This window comes from Myxacorys sp., assembly GCF_059501405.1.
Genome location: NZ_JCACCM010000172.1, coordinates 64,347 through 83,684, shown reverse-complemented (window position 1 = coordinate 83,684; position 19,338 = coordinate 64,347). Strand labels below are relative to the sequence as shown.

Sequence of the window (19,338 nt, the reverse complement as noted above, 5' to 3'; positions counted from 1 at the left end):
GAATGAGGGTTAGGGATTAGCTGGATGAGCGCTGGCTTAGCAGCGCTTGATAGGCGAGGGTAAAGTCATCCACAGTGATGTAGATTGTGGAGAGATCGTGTCCTTGGGCGCGGTAGCGACGGACGGCTTGCAGTGCTGCTTGGTTGCTGAGAAGAGCTAGATCTGCACCATTCCAGCCTTCGGTTTGGGATGCCCAGAAGGAGAGATCAACGTCATGCAAAGGGCGATCGCGGTTATGCACTCGCAAAATATCGAGGCGGCTCTGCTCGTTGGGGAGGTCTACTTCCAGTTTCAGGTCTAACCGTCCTGCTCTTAGTAACGCCGGATCGATCGCATCGGGGCGATTAGTCGCGGCAATTAGAAGGACGTTGGTGCAGTCTTCTAGTCCGTCGAGTTCGGTGAGCAATTGACCGACCACGCGATCGCTCACACCCGAATCCCCGTTAAATTTCCCGCGCACTGGCGCTAGGGTATCGATCTCATCGATGAAGACAACACAGGGAGAGGCTTGACGGGCTTTTGCAAACAACTCACGAACTTCCTGTTCTGCTGCGCCCACCCAACGGCTCATTAATTCAGAACCATTGACCGCAATGAAATTAGCTCGAGCTTGGGAGGCAACCGCTTTTGCTAAAAGCGTTTTTCCGGTTCCGGGCGCTCCCCAGAGGAGGATGCCACGGGGCGCTTTTGCTCCCGTTTGCTTGTAGAGTTCGGGATACAACAGTGCGCCTTCTACCGCTTCTTGTAAGGTGCGCTTGATCTCTTCTAAGCCACCAATTTGATCCCAATCGACATTTGGAGATTCCACTTCGACAGAGCGCAAGACCGACGGCTTCACTTCTTTGAGCGCCTGTAGAAAGTCAGATTGCTCTAGGGTCATCGCGTCTGGTAGTGGCTCAGTTAGAGAAGGAACTTGGCGACGCAGAGCCGCATAGGCAGCTTTTTGACAAACCGCTTTGAGATCTGCGCCGACCATACCGACGCTAAGATCTGCGATCGCATCCAACTGCACACTCTGAGCTAACGGCATCGCCCGAGTCAGAATCGTGAGAATCTCTAATCGTCCGGTGCGATCGGGAACGCGATATTGCACTTCGCGATCAAACCGTCCGGGACGGCGCAACGCTGGATCGAGATGATCCGGGCGATTCGTCGCCGCGAGCACAATCACGCCCGTCGATTGGGCGAACCCATCCATCAAGGTCAGCAGTTGAGCGACGACCCGTTTTTCGACTTCGCCCTCGACTTTGGAGCGATCGGGAGCGAGGCTATCAATTTCGTCAATAAAGATAATACAGGGAGTCGCTTTTGCCGCCTTCTCAAACACGTTACGCAGACGGGTTTCGGCTTCTCCGTAGTACTTGCCCATGATTTCGGGACCTGCGATCGCAATGTAATTCACGCCTAATTCCTGAGAGAGCGATCGCGCGGTCAAGGTTTTTCCGGTTCCGGGAGGACCCACCAACAGCACGCCCCGGATGGGTTCTAATCCGAGTTTTGCCAATAAATCAGGACGCTTTAACGGAAGTTCGACCAGTTCTCGCAATTCCCTCAACACATCGCCTAGCCCGCCCAGATCCTTCAAAGAAGCAGGTGCATTGTCCTCAGGCGGAGGCGTGACGATTGGATCGGGTTCAGAACTGCCAGAATGGGGAGGTTCTCGGCTGACCCCGACTCCGCTAGGAATATTGCCTTGACGTGGAATACTACTGAGACTGCGGCTATTGATTTGAATATTCGCCTTCAGGTCGCCCTTCTCAGCCTTTTCTTCTAAAGCTTTCGCCAGTTCTATCAGTTGCTCAAAGCCTTTAAATAATTCACTCATTGCCTTACCACAGACGGTGCGTTAGTGTAGCCTCTTCGCAAGATGGGGAAGACTACATCCAGCAGTGTGCCCAAAGGCGGGTTTCTGAAACAGGGATACCTGGGGTAATGGCTTTGCAGGCAGAATGCGCCTGACGGCAACGCTAACGCAAGGAGGGATGAGACATGAGGAATGAACAGAGATTTGAGACGGTTGATTGCGCTGTGAAGCCGTTGGATGCGCTGCAATTGGCCATGTTTAGTGGTAAAGGTGGAGTGGGTAAAACGACGCTCGCATGTGGGTTCGCGCGGCATTGGGCACAGCAATTTCCCACCGAGCGCATTCTGCTGCTTTCAACCGATCCGGCTCATTCGATTGGTGATGTTTTGCAAGTCGAGGTGAGCAATACGGCTCGCACGCTGGAGGATTTGCCGAATTTGTCGATTAGAGCGATCGCAGCAGCAGACCTTTTGCAGGACTTTAAAGCGAAGTATGGCTCGATTCTAGAGTTGCTGGTTGAGCGGGGCAGCTTTGTTGAAAAAGGAGATTTATCGCCGGTTTGGGATTTGAGTTGGCCCGGGCTCGATGAACTGATGGGCGTGCTAGAGATTCAGCGTTTGCTGAGAGAAAATGTCGTCGATCGCATTGTGGTTGATATGGCTCCCAGTGGTCATACGCTGGCGCTTTTTGGTCTGATGGATTTTTTGGACGAATTTCTGTCTGCGCTGGAACTGTTTCAACAGAAGCATCAAGTGATTAGCCAGTCTTTTAGAGGTCGCTACACCCCGGATGAGGTTGATCACTTTTTGCTGGAGATGAAGTCTGATTTAGGCAACGGTCGGCAATTATTGCAAGACGAGACAAAAACAGCGTGTCTCGTGGTGGCGATCGCAGAGTGGATGAGTTTGCTCGAAACCCAACGCTTTCTCAGCGCGCTCAACGCCCTCAACATTCCAGTTGGCGGGCTTTTAATCAACCAAGTTTCAGATAAAAGCGATACAGATATCTACAGCGACCAACAGAAGCTGATTGAGAAATTTCTAGAATTCACTGTTCCTGCCACTTTGCTTGTTCCTCAACAGGCTCAAGAACCAGTTGGCAAGGAAGCGCTCGATCGAGTGATGAGCCAAGTTCAAGTGGCTCACGCTCAAAGGGTTTCTATCGACGTTCAAACTCGCCTACCAGAAGCGATTCCGCCGGGATTCAGCGATTTTATCTTAGAAGGACGGAAGCTGATTTTGACGGGTGGAAAGGGAGGCGTGGGTAAAACGACCGTAGCGGCTGCGATCGCGCTAGGTATGGCACAACGATACCCTGATAAAAAGATTCGCGTCATCTCGATCGATCCGGCTCACTCCTTGAGCGATGCTTTAGGAACGCATCTTGAACATCACGCCACCGACATCACCGCCAATCTCAGTGGTCAAGAAATCGACGCGAAGCAAGTCCTCGATCAGTTCCGAGAAGACTATCTGTGGGAACTTGCCGAGATGATGAGCGGCGAATCAAATACGGCCGACACAACGCTACGAGTCGCTTATAGTCCGGAAGCATGGCGCAGAATTGTCTCTCAATCCTTACCCGGAATTGATGAAATGCTGTCGCTGATCGCAGTGATGGAACTACTTGAATCGGGATCGCAAGACTTGGTGATTTTAGATACTGCGCCAACAGGTCATCTGCTGCGCTTTCTGGAGATGCCCACTGCCTTGGGTGATTGGCTGGCTTGGATTTTCAAGCTTTGGATCAAATACCAAAATGTTTTAGGACGAACCGCACTGATGGGGCGCTTAAGAACATTGCGACAGCGCGTGATGCAGGCTCAGAAGAAATTACAAGACCCGCAATATACAGAATTTATCGGCGTTTGTCAGGCGCGATCGGCGATTTTGGCAGAAACACAGCGGTTAACCGAATCATTGAAAGAGATGGGTGTTTCTCAGCGCTACCTTGTGAATAATCGATTCGAGCCAGAACACGCGTTCGATCCTCAGCTTTTTCCTCAACAGACCATCATCAGTCTGCCTATGCTGCCAAGAGCGATCAGCGGAATGCATCACATTAGAGGAAACACGCCCTTTAGCCAAATCGCGATCGCAGCGTCTTTACTGTTTCAAAATGAGGATGGAAAAATTGACTAGAGACGACAAAAAACACTCGACTTGCGAGAGAGTTGTCATGAGCAGGGTGTATCGCATCATGGCAACAATGCAATCGAGGATACATCTATGCCCACCCTCAGCTATACACTCATCCTGCCCTGCGTTCTGGTCGCTATGATCAGCGTCATGTTTGAGATCAGAAATGCTCTCGACGAATTTGATCTTGAGCGGTTTGTGCTGTGGGTCTGGATTGCATCTGCCATCTCTGCATTGCCCATTGTGCTATGAAGGCATTGTAAGGAAAGGAGTCTAACTCCGAGCCTGACGTCTGTTCTGGCTTGTATTGCACTTTGCGCTAATCACTGAGTTTCCAAACGCATCCTGCAACAAAGTTAGTGCAGACGTGCGCTACGATCGGCACTAGCAAGTTTCCAGTCCAAACGGCGCTATAGCCTAGCGCGATGCCGATGATGGTTGCCCAAACGATGTATGCCCATTGTTTCAAACCATTCATGTGCAGCACGCCAAAGCACAAGCTTGAAATTAGAATGCCTTCGAGGTTCAACCCAAACTCGGGCAGCATGACGCCTCGAAAGATCAGTTCTTCGCTGAGTCCGGGCAGTAAGCCAAGCCAAATCAAATCGGGAAATAGGAGCGGCTTGAGAATTAACTCTAGATAGTAATCTGCACTGCGACGATAAGCACCCCAAATGCGATAGGTAATGGAACTTGCAACAGTAATGGCTAAACCAAGGGCAACACCTTGAAGAACCGCTTCAAAAGAAAATTTAACGGGAATTAATGTAACAGAGCCAAAGTAAATCCATGCTTTGGCAATGAATAATAAAACAACTGCCGTGACGCCCATTGCAATGAGAACTTGCAGTCGGGTCAGAGGTTCTGCTTCGGGCGTGTCAGAGTTTTGTTCAGCCACGGGAATTTAATATAAGGGGGAACGAGCCTCACAGTATAGCTTAAGAGTCAGAAAGGCTATAGGGCAGGAATACAGGTTTCGATTTGATCCCCTTATCTCTGTACAAATCTTTTCAAGACTTCTTTATTCTCGAATTGTAATGCGATTTTCTGGATCGCGCTTTGCCAAATTCCATAAAGCATGCGAATCATTTTCGGAGTTAGCCCCTTCTGTGGTGAGAGCAGCCAAAGGCGAGATTGTAGAGGCGAGCGCGCCTAAATTAACGCCCGCGCGATCGCATATCATCACGCCGATCGCTTCTAAATAAGAATTCACAATTGTGGCATTGATACCAAGCGCCTTGGGCGGAACCTGCATTTTTGTCAGATTCTCTCGCACAGCAATGATTCGAGTGTGAGATCCATTGAGGCTGATCACGGCACTGCCGCCGCAGGCTGATTCTGGAACCACGATCGCATCAATTTGATTTGCCCAAATATCGTGACGATCAGGATTGCCCGTCACAAACTGAGGCGCACGACTCAGACCAACTAAAACACACGGCAAGAAGGTATAGCCTAATTCTTCGGCGGCTGACTTGGGTGACAGATGGGGGTCGAGCGGCAACGGTGAGAGTGCAGGCGCATGAGCGCAGGGAACGTGGAAGGTTCGCACAACGAGATGGCTGATCACGGCTTCGGCTCCGGCTAACGGATCGACGCCTTGACCATGACGATAATCTTGCAAGGCATCGCTGCTCGTATCGTCTGGAAACCTCGCCACGACTGCGATCGCGTCTGCTCCTGCCTGATGAATTAACTGATTTGCCGCTCGCAGCAAGCTATCGGGATGCTCAATCGTTCCCCAGGTTGCCCCAGATGTCGCAGTTCTAAGCTCAACATTGAGCGGCTGATCGCTCACTACATAGTCGGTCAGTGTTAACCCTAACGTTGCTCTCGCCGCGTCTGCAACTTGCAGATGGCGCACTCTCAAGTCAGGCTCAATGCCTTGATCGAACACGATGCCAATTCGATTTTGACGAACTGGACGTAAGCCCCAGCGTCCCGCCGCAACTTGATCGAGTCCAAACCCTTCTACATAGAGGGCGTTGGGTAGGTTCCAGTAAAGCTGTGCGCCGTTGAGGACGTTTGGATGAGTAATCAGGCGATCGCACGTTGCCGCGATCGCTTTTGCAAGCGGTAAAGCATCGCCCGCATATCCACCAATGGACGCGCCAATTCCAGTCGGAACGATCAGAGCAACAGTATAGGGATTAGTCACGAGTTACAACCGCTTCAACTTTGGCAATTTGATTTGCATCAACATCTGTGATTGCCCATCGTAACGGCTCTCCGTATGTTCGCAACTCTGATTCGATCGCTCTGTTTAAGTCAGTCGCAACGGTTTTAAGATCAATTTCTGTGGTGATCAAGTGGGTTGTCATGGACAGTGCAATTCTCCCGGTTAACCCTGTCCAAACTGGAGTTGATACACCGTGTCTTCTTGATTCGTTTCGAGTTTGATCGGCGATCGCGGATACGCTACACAAAGCAACGCATATCCTTTCTCCTGCAATTCCGCGCTGACGCCCATCCCATCGGATTGATCAACGGTTCCTTCTGAAAGCAGTGCGGCACAAGTTGTGCAGACGCCCGCTGTACAAGAACTCGGCAAGTTCAAGCCGTAATCTTCGTTGGCAACCTCTAAAATTGTGCGATCGTCTGGAACTTCAATCGTGTGGGTTTGCCCGTTATGTAAAATTTCAACGGTGTAAGTATTCGTCATCTTAAACTGTACTGCGCGTGTATTCCCAAGACTCATTGTAGGACGACTTGAGAAGATGTTTCGTCGATCTTGCAGGAGTGTCGATCGCTCATTACGACTCTCGCCGATCGCAATTACCCATTCCAAACTTAAGCTCAAACTTAAGCTTATGAGAAGAGTTCACTGAGCAGGGACTCCAAGAGCAGATCAACAAATCTATGCACTCCATTGCTGTGATTGGGAACTCAAGTGTTGTATCTGGAAACTCAAATGGAGGAGGTGAGATCACAGCATTTTAAAATACTGAAAGAGAATAATTGAAAAGAAGCCTTAGCGGTTGTTTGACTAGAGATCTGCTGCTGATCCCGCTACAGTGAGATGAAACAAACTGGGAGTCGGGCAGGATATGAGTCGAGCGTCAAGCCTTAGGAAGCTCTTGAAACGTCACTTCGCTTTAGGATTATCGATTTTAATTGCAGGGGCAATTGCGATTAGCGCAGGGCACAACTCCAAAGGAACCGCATCCAACGCTCAGGCAACCCCTCCCAATCCGATTGATCCATTGACGGATATGCAAGCCCTAGTGAGTCTAGGTGCGCGAGTTGCAGGCACAGCGGCAACCGAAAAGGCGAGTCAATATCTGATAGATCAGTATCAGAAAGCAGGGTATGAAACGGAGATTCAGACGTTCACGTATCCTAAATTTAGGGATCTAGGCTCAAGTTTAGAGATTGGCAGTCAGGCTCTAGAAGGATGGGCATACAACGGCTCGATCGCAGGTCAAATTAGTGGGCGATTGGTCGCCATTCCGAACAATGGACAGCCGAATGATTTTGCCAGTGTTCCGGTTAAAGGCGCGATCGCAATTGCGCGTCGCGGCGGTATGACCTTCTCTGAAAAAGTCAAACATGCGTCGGATGCAGGCGCGATCGCAATTGTGATCGTCAATAATGAACCCAAGAACGTTCGCGGCACACTGACGACCCAACCTGCCATTCCGGTGTTAGGACTGTCTGGAGCAGATGGAGATCCATTACTGGAACGCGCTCGAACCGCAGTGCTGACCGCAACCTTGAAGGTCAATACTCAGAAAGATGCCGTGGCGCGAAATGTGATCGCTCATTTACCTGGCGTCACGCAACCCAAATTGATTTTAGGCGCACACTATGACTCGGTTCCCGGCTCCCCAGGAGCAAATGATAACGCTTCAGGAACGGCAGTTGTATTGGCGATCGCACGCCAGCTTTCGCGATCCTTTGGACAGAGCCAATCGCCGCTTTCACGTCAAATCTGGTTTATCGCCTTTGATGGGGAAGAAGACGGACTGCAAGGATCGCAGGCCTTTGTCAATCGAGCGACGCCTCAGTTTCTCTCAAACCTGAAAGGAATGCTCAACTTTGATATGGTCGCCGTGAATTCAACCCTGCAAATGGAGGGATCGCTGTCGTTGAAATCGTTTACAAGAGTCGATGAGACGATGATGAAGAATCCTGCACTCCGTCTTGGCAGCAGCGATCATGCTTCCTTTAAGTCGCAGAATGTTCCGGTACTGTTTTTCAATCGAGGCTATGAGCCGAACTACCATAGCCCCAACGATAAGACAGTGACGCCGAAGCTTTTGGTAGAAACGAAGGACGCTGCTTTGCAGTCGATCAAGCAAATTTTGAAGTGAGTTTCTGCAAGGGTGGCAGCGGATTTTGATAGCAGATGTAGCGAATGAAGACTGATTTTGAAGTCATGTGTTCGGTTGACTGAGACATTTAAACCGATTGTTGTAAACCGATTGTTGTAAACCGATTGTTGAAACAGCTTAGTGGTTTAAAGACTATCTGGATCAATATTCAACTCTCGAAGTTTCGCGGCGAGTCGCTCCGCCCGTTGCTCTGCGGCTAAGCGCTGTTGCTGTTCAAATAAAGCGGCTTCTTCGGGAGTTGGAACTAATTCACCCGTCGGCGCGAAGAACCGAAGTTTATCTTGATGAACGCCTAAAAAGAGTTGCAGTTGCTCACTCCATAGCTGACCTTGAGGATTGGGTTGAATCGGCTGATAGCCACTTCGATTAAGAGAAAATCCTGTAAATTCTAAACTTTCTGGATCAAACCAGAAATACTCAAGCGTTCGGAAGGTGTTTTGATACAACTCCTTTTTGGTTGTTCGATCAACTTCTGCGGTTGATTCTGACAGAATCTCGACAATCACATCTGGGTATCTGCCGTCTTCTTCCCAAACCGTCCAACTTTTACGCGATCTCGGCTCAACGCCTTGTACGACGAAGAAATCAGGCCCTCGAAACTCGCGAGTTTTAATTCGCTTTTGGCTGTAATAAACGGTGAGATTACCGCCGACAAAGTAATCAGTGCGATCGCGCCATAACCACTCTAGGCAGCTAATCAGCAAGACCATTTGCCGAAGATGCAAGTCAGATTCCATTTCAAGTTCATCACTGTAGAGATCGCACGGCGGCAGAAGCGGAATGTCTTCAACGTCTTGCTCAGACTCGGCATCAGTGATGAGATTTGATTGAGGAGTCATAAGGTTTCTCCGAGCGTTTAGCACGTCAGACTGTTTTCATCATAACGACAGGGCGATTTCTTTAAAGTCGAAAGCAACCGCCCTTATGGATAACAAATCCTCGTTAGAATGCTGATCAAATCATCTGAGTTTAGCGCAGACAAAAACGGACTCCACGCCCTAACCTCTGCAAATTCGAGCTAATACAACATATGAATCATTTCGGTCACGCCGTCGCGAGGTGCGATCGCTAATATACGGGTTCTTTCACGCGGTGCGCGATGAGTCGTATCGAGGGCATCGGAACTGCGTTCGACATCAGATGACTTAGAGCCGTCACTGACGTACAACAACTGGGGTTCCAATCTTTGCCCAATTAAATAACCACTGTGCATGATCTGGAGCAACATTCACACAACCATGACTGACAGGAGTACCAAAACTGCGATGCCAGTAAGCCCCGTGAATCGCGTAGCCTCCTGAGTAATACATGGTGTAAGGTACATCTGGAATGTCATAGTCATCGCCTTGCATTCGAGCAATTCGATATTTCGATTGAATCTCGAAACTACCTACAGGCGTTGAAGTCGTCGCTTTTCCCGTGGAGACAATGACTGCATGAACCATCGTCTTCCCTTCCCAGGCTATGAGCCGTTGAGTAGAGAGCCGAATTTCAATCCAACGCTGATTTGATCGTTTTAACGCCGCAATATTACTTGTAATCGAATTCGCGGACAGGGCAAAGCTTGGAGCGATCGTAGGTTCTGAAATCGTAAAACTCAGCACTAAACTCATTAAGAGCGATTGGTTCCGCCAAGTTCCAAACGCCCGAGCAGGGCGCAACCAAGTTGTGAGGACTGCCATAATTTGTCCCCTCCTATATATATTTCAGGATTCTCAATATGCAGAAAATGGGTAGTGCAGCCCTATCGGTCAAGTTTTTTAAGATCGCAGTAGTTATATCGCAGCCATTGCAGAGAGACGATCTTATGTATCACTACAAGTTTCTGCATCAATATTCCAGAATCTCGAAATCAAGCCAATCAGATGCATCGCCTCGCTGCATTTGAAGTGATGCCGAAGCGCAAACGCCTTTGGCTCAAAGCTTCATTTGGGCTTCTCTTAGATGTTGAGGTGGGAAGAAAGCCCAAAGATCTAGCATCCCGAAAATACGACAACGCGAGATGTCAACAGTTTGAGACATTCACTGCTAAAAATTTTGGTCGACTATTTGACAAGATTTCATGGAGACTGACCACATTACCGATTACCGCGATCGCAGGAGCGGCGAACTCTGCCGCTTCCATTTGCTCAACAATGGTCGCTAGCGTGCCAATCAACTGTTCCTGTTCAGGACGAGTGCCCCAGCGCACGAGCGCGATCGGTGTGTCTAACCCCAATCCTGCGCTCTCCAGTTGTTCGATGATGTAAGGCAAGTTGTGAATGCCCATGTAGATCACAATCGTTTCAGATCCACGCGCGATCGCACTCCAATTTACCGCCGGACGATATTTTCCGGCTTCTTCGTGACCCGTCACAAATGTCACCGACGAACTATACGCCCGATGCGTCAGCGGAATTCCGGCATAAGCAGGAGCGGCAATTCCAGACGTAATTCCCGGAACAACTTCGACTGGAATCCCAGCGCTGATGAGATCCTGCATCTCCTCGCCGCCCCGCCCAAAGATAAACGGATCACCGCCTTTGAGCCGAACCACGATCGCGGCAGTTTGCGCCTTATCAATCAGAACTTGGTTAATTTCGTCTTGCGCCATCGAGTGGCGTCCGCGTCGTTTTCCAGCATCAATCCGCTCAGCAGTTGGATTGATCATTGCCAAAATTGGCGCACTCACTAGCGCGTCGTACACCACAACGTCCGCGCACTCTAACAAAGCTTTTCCTTTGAGGGTAAATAAGCCCGGATCGCCCGGCCCCGCCCCCACGAGGTAAACCTTTCCAATACAAGAATCTAAGGTCATCAATCTAGCGTCAGCGGTGTTCATGCAGGCAAATGTGAGAATGTAGCCTTGTGCTTAGCCTAAACAATCAATTGATTAAAAAATGCAGTCTCAAATACCGATTATCAAAGTGAAAAGTGCGTTCTTGTCCGGTTTAGCGTTCATCAGAATTCAAATCACCAGGACTCAAATCACCAGGACTCAAATCAAAGAGGAACGCACATCATCAAATTCATTACGACATCGGCTAATTCGTCGCTTTCATCTAAGGGATTTGCGAGGCGAAGCTCGACCGTTGGCAACTGCTGAGACAGTTGGTTGACCGATCGCGCGATCGCATCAGTAATACCGCCCGAAAACAGAAAATACGGCACAATTTCAATCGTCTGAAATCCTCGTCTTGTCAATTCTTGCACCCGCAGGGCTAAACTTGGCGCAACAGACCAATACGCAGGCAGCATTCCCAATTGATGCGCTAACGCTTCGACCGGAAGGTTGCCATCCGCACGACGACTTCCATGAGAAAGCAAAATTTGAGCCTCTGCCCCTGACGATCGACGCGAAAACAAGGATTTTAACTGGGAGTGACTGCCCAAATGAGAGGTCAGCGTCAGTTTAGCCGTTGCCAAGGGTCGAGCTTTCTCGACTTCTTGAGGAATGTCTTCCATCACATGCACGCCTGGAAGCAAGAAGAGCGGCACAATTTGAATTTCTGAGATGCCCTGCTCGGATGCCTGTTGACTAAAGTTTTGAATTTGTTTGTGAAGCGGTAAGGGAGCGCATTCTAAAACGGCTGTGCCAATCAGAGCGCGAGACTTCTGACCAATTCGGTGAGCGAGCCGAGCGATCGCTAGCTGAGGGCGCACGTCGCGGCTACCATGAGTCACTAACAGATATGCAATTGGCGCAGGGCACAACTCCGAAGGAACTGACATAGCTCAACCCGCTAACGTGTAACGCTATGTAAATTCTAGACGGCTCATGCTAAAACTGACCGGTATTTGGCTAGATATTTATCTTGCGATGAGCGCTCTTGCGCAACTCCAAAAGAACCGCAACGGTTTCTATGCCATTTTATTCTTCGCGGACTGATCGATGAAGTGCAGGTATTTCTTTAAGTTCATTTTAATTCTTTCAGTTGTCTTTCTGCTTCCCTGCACGGCCTTGGCGAATGCGCCTGCTCCCCCGCCCTACATTTGGTTCACCTTTTTAGATCGTGCTGAGGTGGAAGGAATGCAATTTGTGGGGTGTCAAACAGCTCTATGCGAAAAACCAACGCTCTTGATGCAACACGGAACCTGTTCTCGATCGAGTTGTCTCACAACTCAACCCGTTCTCAAAGCCCCGCATCGATTTGAATGTGCAGAGCATACCTGTTTGTACAAAGGAGCATCGCTCAGTGACCCACCCTTAGCGCCCTATTTTAAGCTGGTAGGCCAGTTTCAAAATCAGGTGCGATCGAGCCAAGCCTTCATCACCGATTTTCGCAGCGCGATCGCAGCCTACGCTGACCGCCATCTCCTGGTTAAAACCCTCAACGCAGAGTTACTTGTGCTTCCTGACCGACAGGCGATGAAGCCGAGCCGATGGGAAGTGTTTGGCCGAGCGTTAGCAATCACAGAAATCAGCGAATTAGTGATTGCTGCTATCTTCTTTGGCTGGAGGAAATGTACCAGAGAATTCACCACTCGGATGCTGACCGCCGTGGCGCTGATCAATCTCTTCACCTTTCCGGTGGTGTGGTTTTTCTTTCCATCCCTCCAACCGTTTCAATATTTAGCCACTCGCGTCTTTGGAGCGACGAGTTTGATCGTTGCGATCGTATTTGGCGTTGCCCTGATCCGGTTAAAGACGATTAACCCCAGAACGCTGATCAGAATCTTTACGATTTGGACGATTTCAGTCCCGATTGTGTTAGCGATCGCAGGGGTGATTGCCTTTTTTGTCAGCTATGGTGAATCGTTCCCGTCTAGTGGGGGGGTTCCGAGTTGGATCACGCTGCCCGCGTCTGGAGGATTTGCAATTGTTACCGAAGCGTGGCTGCTGTTTCGCCTCAGTCAGCGTGATTTATCGCTTTTGCAAGCCAGTTTAGTCAGTATCCTCATGAATGGGATGAGCTTTGGATTAGGAATGGCATTGTTACCCTCCTTGAGCTGAGCAATGCCATTTATGCCGATTGAACGCCCACAATGACTGACTCAGAGTTTGTTGCGTGGACGAACTCAGTGTTAAGCAGTGGTAATTAAAATCATCTCGACAAGACTATCTAAACATAGACTAAACAATAGAATCGCAGCAGACATCTCACTTGATATTGAATCCAAGCTCAATGCCCTTAACGAACCGATTAGCGTCGTTTTCAAAAGACGCGAGCGGGCGATTGATGGGGCAGCGATCGCACTAGCATGGTGCATCATTACTAAAGCAGCCTATCGATCATGGATGCCGCAACCGTCAGAACAGATGTACAAAATTCTTCTGCAGAATCAATCAAAGACTTGATATGTTTGACTTTTTCAGCGCCTTTTTTTCAACTAATTTTATTCCTCACGGGCATTGTTACCTTTGGAAACCAAGTCTCGTCTGGCTACACCTATCATCAGATGCCTTGACTGCCCTCGCGTATTACTCAGTGGCGGTTGCAATTGTTTACTTCACAAACGAGCGTAAGGATTTGCCCGCTAAGACGGTGACGCTGCTTATAGGTTACTTCTTCGTCTTTGCCTTGTGTGGCACAACTCACCTAATGGGAGTGGTCACGCTCTGGCATCCTGTCTACTGGGTTTCAGGATTGATTAAATCGATTAATGCCGTTTGGTCTTTCTATGCGTTCACCTTTTTACTGATTCCGTTAATTCCGGTGGCGATCGATGCCCCCAGTCCAGAGCAACTCGCCCTCACCAATCAGGAACTAGAGGATAGTCGTCGCCATATCCAAGCAATTAATGCGGCTCTAGAGCAACGTGTACAGGAACGCACAATCCAACTGGAAGAGTCGAATCGCGCTAAAGACGACCTATTAATTCGCGAACAGGTGATTCGAGCAGAGGCAGAAACTGCTAATCGTGCTAAGGACGAGTTTCTCTCGGTTCTTTCTCATGAATTGAGAACACCGCTCAATGCGATTCTGGGATGGGCTCAGGTTCTACGCAAGCAAAGTCTGAGCCGCGAGAAAATGGTACGTGCGCTAGAAACGATCGAGCGGAACGCCAGATCCCAACTCCAACTGATTGAAGATATTCTCGATATCTCTCGCATCATTACAGGCAAACTACGCCTCCAAGTCCGTCCCGTTCATCTTGTACCTGTGATTGAATCTGCAATTGAGTCTGTACGCTTGGCGGCTGAAGCAAAGTCTATTCGGATTCAAAGCGCTCTAGATTCTGAAGTGGCCCCCATCATGGGTGATGCCAATCGATTGCAGCAAGTCGTTTGGAATTTACTGTCTAACGCCGTCAAATTCACGCCTAAAGACGGGCAAGTTGAGATTCACTTAAAGCAGGTCAATTCTCATATTGAACTTACGGTCAGCGACACTGGACGAGGAATTAGCCCAGACTTTCTGCCCTATGTCTTCGATCGCTTTCGCCAACATGACAGCACAACTACTCGCAGCTACGGAGGGTTGGGTTTAGGGTTAGCCATTGTGCGTCAACTCGTTGAATTACATGGCGGCACTGTAGCGGTGGTTAGTCCAGGATTAGAACAGGGAGCTACCTTTGCCGTTGAACTGCCCGTAACGACAATTCAACCACCCGCGATCGACCCAGAGCAATTAGACTCAGGCGTTCAGGCGAATGAGATAGAAGATGCGCCGCTAACCTTAGAAGGCTTAAAAATCTTGGCGGTGGACGATGAGCCTGACGCGCTGGAATTGCTCAATACGATTCTGCAAGGGTATGGTGCTGACGTGATCTCGGCTACCTCAGCACAGGAGGCACTGTCCATCATCGAAACCTCAACCGATCGCAGCTTCGACGTTTTAGTAAGTGATATTGGGATGCCCGATGAGGATGGCTACTTCCTGATGCGAAAATTGCGGCAACTTGAAGCGCAGCAGGGCGGTTGGCTCCCTGCGATTGCCAAGCAAGCTTACCTCCCGGCGATCGCGCTGACGGCATATGCCCGGAGTGACGATCGCAGGCAGGCTTTATTAGCAGGCTTTCAGATGCATCTGACCAAACCAGTAGATGCTATCGAGTTAGCAACTGTGGTTGCCAGTCTGACAGGGCGATTGAACATGGTCTAAGGGGTTCGGAACAGACCATTAGCTTCGCGATCGCTTTGAGGTTAAAACGGCGAATGACGCGATCGCCCCACCTAGCGCAGCGCAATTTTGACAATCAATGGCGCATCGGGCACATCTAGCATAATCCGGCGCGGCGACTTGTATCTCATGACAACATTGGGAGATTGATTGGGAAAATAGATCTCCGCTAGCTCTGTCGGTGTGCCTAAATTCAGCGTCACTCGCTGCGTCTTGAGAACATCGTTACTGGGTGTATTCAACCACAAAACCAAATAGAAATCGCCGTTGCGCTTTTGCAGGAGCGTCCGATTAATATTCCTGACATTTCCACTCAATGAATAGTTCAGCGCTCCGGTAGCCGCTGGATTAGGCGCATCGTTTAGCACTCGAATCAGATTTCTCAAGGCGACAAACGCGGGTTTGGGAATGCCATTTGCTCTGATAATGCCAAAGTTACTTTCTTGGTCTCCCCGCGATCGCTCATCCAAAAATTCGTACAAAAACGTTCGCTTGATGCCCCGGTTGAAATACTCTAAGAACACTCTGGGAATGTATTTTGCAGAAACTTGCTCAGAAACCCCTCTCTGTCCGGCATTTCGGTCGTTCACCGCATTGTGCCAGCCTGTTTCTGTCACGATGATGGTGCGATCGCCCGTCATCTTGCGCGTGAGCGGTAGCCACTTCGATTCAAAGTCGAGCGCTGGAATGCCACCACCGGCGTAGATATGAAGATTGCCATAATCACTGACTGACCTGAGAGAACCGAGCTTAGCGGCATTCTCGGGATAGGCGATCGAAGGCGTTAGCACCGCAATGTTTGCGGTTGCCGGATCGCGCTTAACTGCCCGATACAGCTCCGTTTGGTAGTCTCTTAGACCTGCTGGAAACCCTCTGCCTCGGTAGGTCACATTGTTGATATCCCACTCGTTTGGGCCTTCGATCGCAACTACTGACGGCAGCACTTTTTTTAACACCGATACTGCATTGTTCGGCGTAATCTGATCTCGCAGATCAAATACCAACGTTGAACGAATGCCAAAACGAGACAGCCGATTCAATTTGGCAAATAAACCTGGATCGTTGCCGCCATCGCGAATATGCCGAACGCCTAACTCTCGCAGTCGAGGCTCAACGACATCCGTGTAACGCCCGTAGCTCGTGTCGATGTAGCGTAGATGCGTAGCGACCCCGAGGGAGTCAATAAACGAGTTTGCACTCCTCGCTTTCTCCGCCGTTTGCGCGACTGCCACCGTCCCACGGTCTAAGTTGGCCTCACTATCAGAATAGTGCTGAGCCAAATGAACTGCTGTGCCAAGCACTCCGGCGACTAAGGCAAAGCGCAACGTTGTAGAGAGTGCTCTACGTTTAGAAAGTGCTCTACGTTTAGCGGGTTTCATTCTGTCGCTACAGCTTACTGAGAGGAATTACCTTTTACCTTAGCAGTACCTCTTTCCTCTATGCTCTTGCACTGTCGGCTCTTACACTGTCGAAGACGTTACCCCACTTCAAAATTCATCGAGGAATGTAACGGATTGCAACGTATAATGAAATCGAATTCATCCTCAAAAGGTGTTGAAGAATCACATGCGAGTAGTGATCGCCGGAGGCGGCTTAGCAGGACTATCCTGCGCGAAATACCTGGTTGATGCAGGGCATACTCCCATCGTTCTAGAGAGCCGCGATGTGCTGGGCGGCTTGGTGGCGGCTTGGAAAGACGACGAGGGCGATTGGTACGAAACGGGGCTGCACGCCTTTTTTGGCGCGTATCCCAACATGCTGCAACTGATGAAAGAATTGGGCATCGAAGATCGGCTCCAGTGGAAAGAGCACGCCCTGATTTTTAATCAACCTGAAAAGCCGGGAACCTACTCGTACTTCAGCGTTCCAGACATCCCTGCGCCGTTCAACGTGATCATGTCGATTCTCCGCAACAACGACATGTTGACGTGGGAACAGAAAATTCGCTTTGCGGTGGGGCTGTGGCCCGGAGTGCTGCGGGGTCAGAAATATGTCGAAGACATGGATAAGTACAGCCTTATCCAGTGGCTGCGGCGTCAAGGAATTGATGAGCGCGTCAGTTCTGATGTATTTATCGCGGCCGCCAAGGCGCTCACATTCATCGATCCTGAAGATGTCTCGGCAACGATTATCTTGACGGCCGTGAACAAATTTTTGCAAGAGCGCTACGGATCTAAAATTGCCTTCCTAGATGGTTCACCAACAGAGCGATTGTGCCAGCCCATTGTCGATTACTTCAGCGATCGCGGCGGAGAGGTTCACCTCAACAAACCCCTCAAGCAAATTTTGCTGGACGACGACGGCACCGTGAAGGGCTTCCTGATTCGGGGCATCAATGGCGCGGAAGATGAGGTCATTACGGCAGATTTGTACGTTTCTGCGATGTCGGTTGATGTGATGAAAGTCTTGATGCCACAGCCGTGGAAAGCGATGGAGTTTTTCCAGAAGTTAGATGGGCTCGAAGGCGTTCCGGTGATCAATTTACACTTGTGGTTCGATCGTAAAATCACCGATATCGACCACCTGCTGTTCTCGCGTTCCGATCTGCTAAGCGTCTATGCCGACATGAGCATCACTTGCAAGGAATATGCCGATCCGAACCGCTCCATGCTCGAACTCGTTTTAGCTCCCGCCAAAGATTGGATTGACAAATCCGACGAAGCGATCATTACCGCCACCATGAAAGAGCTAGAGCGACTCTTCCCACAGCATTTAACGGGTGAAAATCCTGCCAAGCTCAGAAAATACAAAGTGGTCAAAACGCCGAGATCCGTCTACACCGCTTCTCCTGGGCGGCAGGCGCATCGTCCGTCTCAGGTCACACCCATCTCTAATTTCTTTTTATCAGGCAGTTATACGATGCAGCGCTACTTAGGCAGTATGGAAGGGGCTGTACTTTCTGGTAAGCTGACAGCGCAGGCGATTACAAACATCCAACCGCCCACGGTGTCCGAAAGCGACCAGCGTAGCTTAGTCACCAGTAGCAACTAGGACTTGTCAACCTTCCCATCTGCATGAGAATGCTACAATTGCCCGAATCTTCTTCCTGTGAGAGAACCCTGGCTTCCGTGGAGGAGGCTTACGAACGGTGTCGCGAGATCACTGCCGAATACTCGAAGACCTTCTACCTGGGAACCATGTTAATGTCTCCCCCGAAGCGTCGGGCAATTTGGGCAATCTATGTTTGGTGTCGCCGCACCGATGAGTTAGTCGATGGCCCAGCGGCGCATCTTACAACCAACGAGACGCTCGACCAGTGGGAAGAGCAGCTAGAGAAGATTTTTGTGGGGCATCCCCACGATGATCTAGATGTAGCGCTGGTTGACACTTTAGAGCGATTTGACCTCGATATTCAGCCATTCCGCGACATGATCGATGGGCAGCGCATGGATCTTTACCGCAGTCGCTACGAAACCTTTGAGGAACTGGAGTTGTACTGCTATCGCGTTGCCGGAACGGTAGGGCTAATGTCTACCACCGTGATGGGAACCGAATCACGACTGCGATCGGCACCTTGGGATGACCCATCCGCAACGCCTCCAATTGAAGAAGCGATCGCGCTCGGTATTGCCAACCAGCTCACCAACATTCTGCGGGATGTGGGTGAAGATGCCCGTCGCGGTCGAATTTATCTTCCAATGGAGGACTTAGCGCGGTTTGACTACACCGAAGAGGACTTGATTAAAGGGGTGATCGATGAGCGTTGGAAAGCGCTCATGAGTTTTCAAATTGAGCGTGCTCGCAAATTCTATGCTCTAGCAGAGCGCGGCATTAGCGCCCTCAGCGAGGATGCTCGGCTACCTGTCTGGTCTGCCTTGATGATGTACAGCCAGATTCTTGACATGATTGAGCGCAACGGCTACGACAACTTCCAAAAGCGAGCATTTGTGTCTGGTCGCAAAAAAATGATGTCGTTGCCGATTGCTTGGCTGCGCGCAAAAGTTCTGTGAACCATAGCGTTGCAATTGTGCAATGTTGATGAACTTGGCCGTCTAACGTGATTTCAGTCTGAAACTCGA

Annotated in this window: 18 protein-coding genes; 7 read left to right on the top strand and 11 right to left on the bottom strand. The window is 49.9% G+C overall.

All coding sequences use genetic code 11. From position 1 onward, the window contains the following. Positions 1-16: 16 nt before the first annotated feature. The gene (locus AC5I6P_RS24615; protein WP_495696411.1) at positions 17-1,825 is read right to left on the bottom strand and encodes an AAA family ATPase; all 1,809 of its coding nucleotides are present in this window, start codon (positions 1,823-1,825) and stop codon (positions 17-19) included. A 164-nt stretch (positions 1,826-1,989) separates the two neighbouring features. On the opposite strand from AC5I6P_RS24615, the gene AC5I6P_RS24610 reads away from it, so the two are divergent. Both AC5I6P_RS24610 and AC5I6P_RS24605 read left to right on the top strand, forming a co-directional pair. Further along, positions 1,990-3,945, top strand: a complete 1,956-nt coding sequence (locus AC5I6P_RS24610; protein WP_495696410.1) for an ArsA family ATPase — start codon at positions 1,990-1,992, stop codon at positions 3,943-3,945. A gap of 87 nt (positions 3,946-4,032) precedes the next feature. Further along, entirely contained in the window at positions 4,033-4,194 is a 162-nt protein-coding gene (locus AC5I6P_RS24605; protein WP_495696409.1) for a hypothetical protein, read from the top strand. A gap of 67 nt (positions 4,195-4,261) precedes the next feature. On the opposite strand, the gene AC5I6P_RS24600 is transcribed toward AC5I6P_RS24605, so the two are convergent. The 4 genes from AC5I6P_RS24600 to AC5I6P_RS24585 all read right to left on the bottom strand — a co-directional run bounded on the left by AC5I6P_RS24600 (position 4,262) and on the right by AC5I6P_RS24585 (position 6,730). After that, entirely contained in the window at positions 4,262-4,840 is a 579-nt protein-coding gene (locus AC5I6P_RS24600; RefSeq protein ID WP_495696408.1) for a CPBP family intramembrane glutamic endopeptidase, read from the bottom strand. Positions 4,841-4,963: 123 nt separating this feature from the next. Further along, on the bottom strand, positions 4,964-6,100 hold the full coding sequence (locus AC5I6P_RS24595; protein WP_495696407.1) for a DUF3326 domain-containing protein: 1,137 nt from the start codon (positions 6,098-6,100) through the stop codon (positions 4,964-4,966). Then, positions 6,093-6,263, bottom strand: coding sequence for a DUF8621 family protein (locus AC5I6P_RS24590; protein WP_495696406.1), 171 nt, complete (start codon positions 6,261-6,263; stop codon positions 6,093-6,095). The genes AC5I6P_RS24595 and AC5I6P_RS24590 overlap by 8 nt, the downstream gene beginning before the upstream one ends. A 20-nt stretch (positions 6,264-6,283) precedes the next feature. Further along, a complete protein-coding gene (locus tag AC5I6P_RS24585) occupies positions 6,284-6,730 on the bottom strand; it encodes a 2Fe-2S iron-sulfur cluster-binding protein (protein ID WP_495696405.1) in 447 nt (148 codons plus the stop codon). 289 nt (positions 6,731-7,019) lie between these two features. Here AC5I6P_RS24585 and AC5I6P_RS24580 point away from each other — a divergent pair, with 289 nt between their 5' ends. Then, the gene (locus AC5I6P_RS24580; protein ID WP_495696404.1) at positions 7,020-8,255 is read left to right on the top strand and encodes a M28 family peptidase; all 1,236 of its coding nucleotides are present in this window, start codon (positions 7,020-7,022) and stop codon (positions 8,253-8,255) included. A gap of 146 nt (positions 8,256-8,401) precedes the next feature. Here AC5I6P_RS24580 and AC5I6P_RS24575 read toward each other — a convergent pair whose 3' ends face one another. The 5 genes from AC5I6P_RS24575 to AC5I6P_RS24555 form a co-directional block, all read right to left on the bottom strand. Beyond that, entirely contained in the window at positions 8,402-9,115 is a 714-nt protein-coding gene (locus AC5I6P_RS24575) for a Uma2 family endonuclease (RefSeq protein WP_495696403.1), read from the bottom strand. A 179-nt stretch (positions 9,116-9,294) separates the two neighbouring features. After that, on the bottom strand, positions 9,295-9,447 hold the full coding sequence (locus AC5I6P_RS24570; protein WP_495696402.1) for a hypothetical protein: 153 nt from the start codon (positions 9,445-9,447) through the stop codon (positions 9,295-9,297). Continuing rightward, entirely contained in the window at positions 9,431-9,958 is a 528-nt protein-coding gene (locus AC5I6P_RS24565) for a L,D-transpeptidase (protein WP_495696401.1), read from the bottom strand. Before AC5I6P_RS24565 ends, AC5I6P_RS24570 begins: the two co-directional genes overlap by 17 nt. 323 nt (positions 9,959-10,281) lie before the next feature. Then, on the bottom strand, positions 10,282-11,073 hold the full coding sequence (gene cobA / locus AC5I6P_RS24560; RefSeq protein ID WP_495696400.1) for a uroporphyrinogen-III C-methyltransferase: 792 nt from the start codon (positions 11,071-11,073) through the stop codon (positions 10,282-10,284). Positions 11,074-11,258: 185 nt separating this feature from the next. Next, positions 11,259-11,987, bottom strand: a complete 729-nt coding sequence (locus AC5I6P_RS24555) for a sirohydrochlorin chelatase (protein WP_495696399.1) — start codon at positions 11,985-11,987, stop codon at positions 11,259-11,261. Between the two features lie 160 nt (positions 11,988-12,147). Between AC5I6P_RS24555 and AC5I6P_RS24550 the strand changes: the two genes are divergently transcribed. Both AC5I6P_RS24550 and AC5I6P_RS24545 read left to right on the top strand, forming a co-directional pair. Then, on the top strand, positions 12,148-13,209 hold the full coding sequence (locus tag AC5I6P_RS24550) for a hypothetical protein (RefSeq protein WP_495696398.1): 1,062 nt from the start codon (positions 12,148-12,150) through the stop codon (positions 13,207-13,209). A gap of 346 nt (positions 13,210-13,555) precedes the next feature. After that, on the top strand, positions 13,556-15,301 hold the full coding sequence (locus AC5I6P_RS24545) for an ATP-binding response regulator (protein WP_495696397.1): 1,746 nt from the start codon (positions 13,556-13,558) through the stop codon (positions 15,299-15,301). Between the two features lie 71 nt (positions 15,302-15,372). On the opposite strand, the gene AC5I6P_RS24540 is transcribed toward AC5I6P_RS24545, so the two are convergent. Beyond that, entirely contained in the window at positions 15,373-16,698 is a 1,326-nt protein-coding gene (locus AC5I6P_RS24540; RefSeq protein WP_495696396.1) for a hypothetical protein, read from the bottom strand. Positions 16,699-16,885: 187 nt separating this feature from the next. On the opposite strand from AC5I6P_RS24540, the gene pds reads away from it, so the two are divergent. Together pds and crtB are read left to right on the top strand one after the other, a co-directional pair. Next, the gene (gene pds, locus AC5I6P_RS24535; RefSeq protein ID WP_495696395.1) at positions 16,886-18,310 is read left to right on the top strand and encodes a 15-cis-phytoene desaturase; all 1,425 of its coding nucleotides are present in this window, start codon (positions 16,886-16,888) and stop codon (positions 18,308-18,310) included. 23 nt (positions 18,311-18,333) lie between these two features. Then, positions 18,334-19,269, top strand: coding sequence for a 15-cis-phytoene synthase CrtB (gene crtB / locus AC5I6P_RS24530; protein WP_495696394.1), 936 nt, complete (start codon positions 18,334-18,336; stop codon positions 19,267-19,269). Positions 19,270-19,338: the final 69 nt, after the last annotated feature.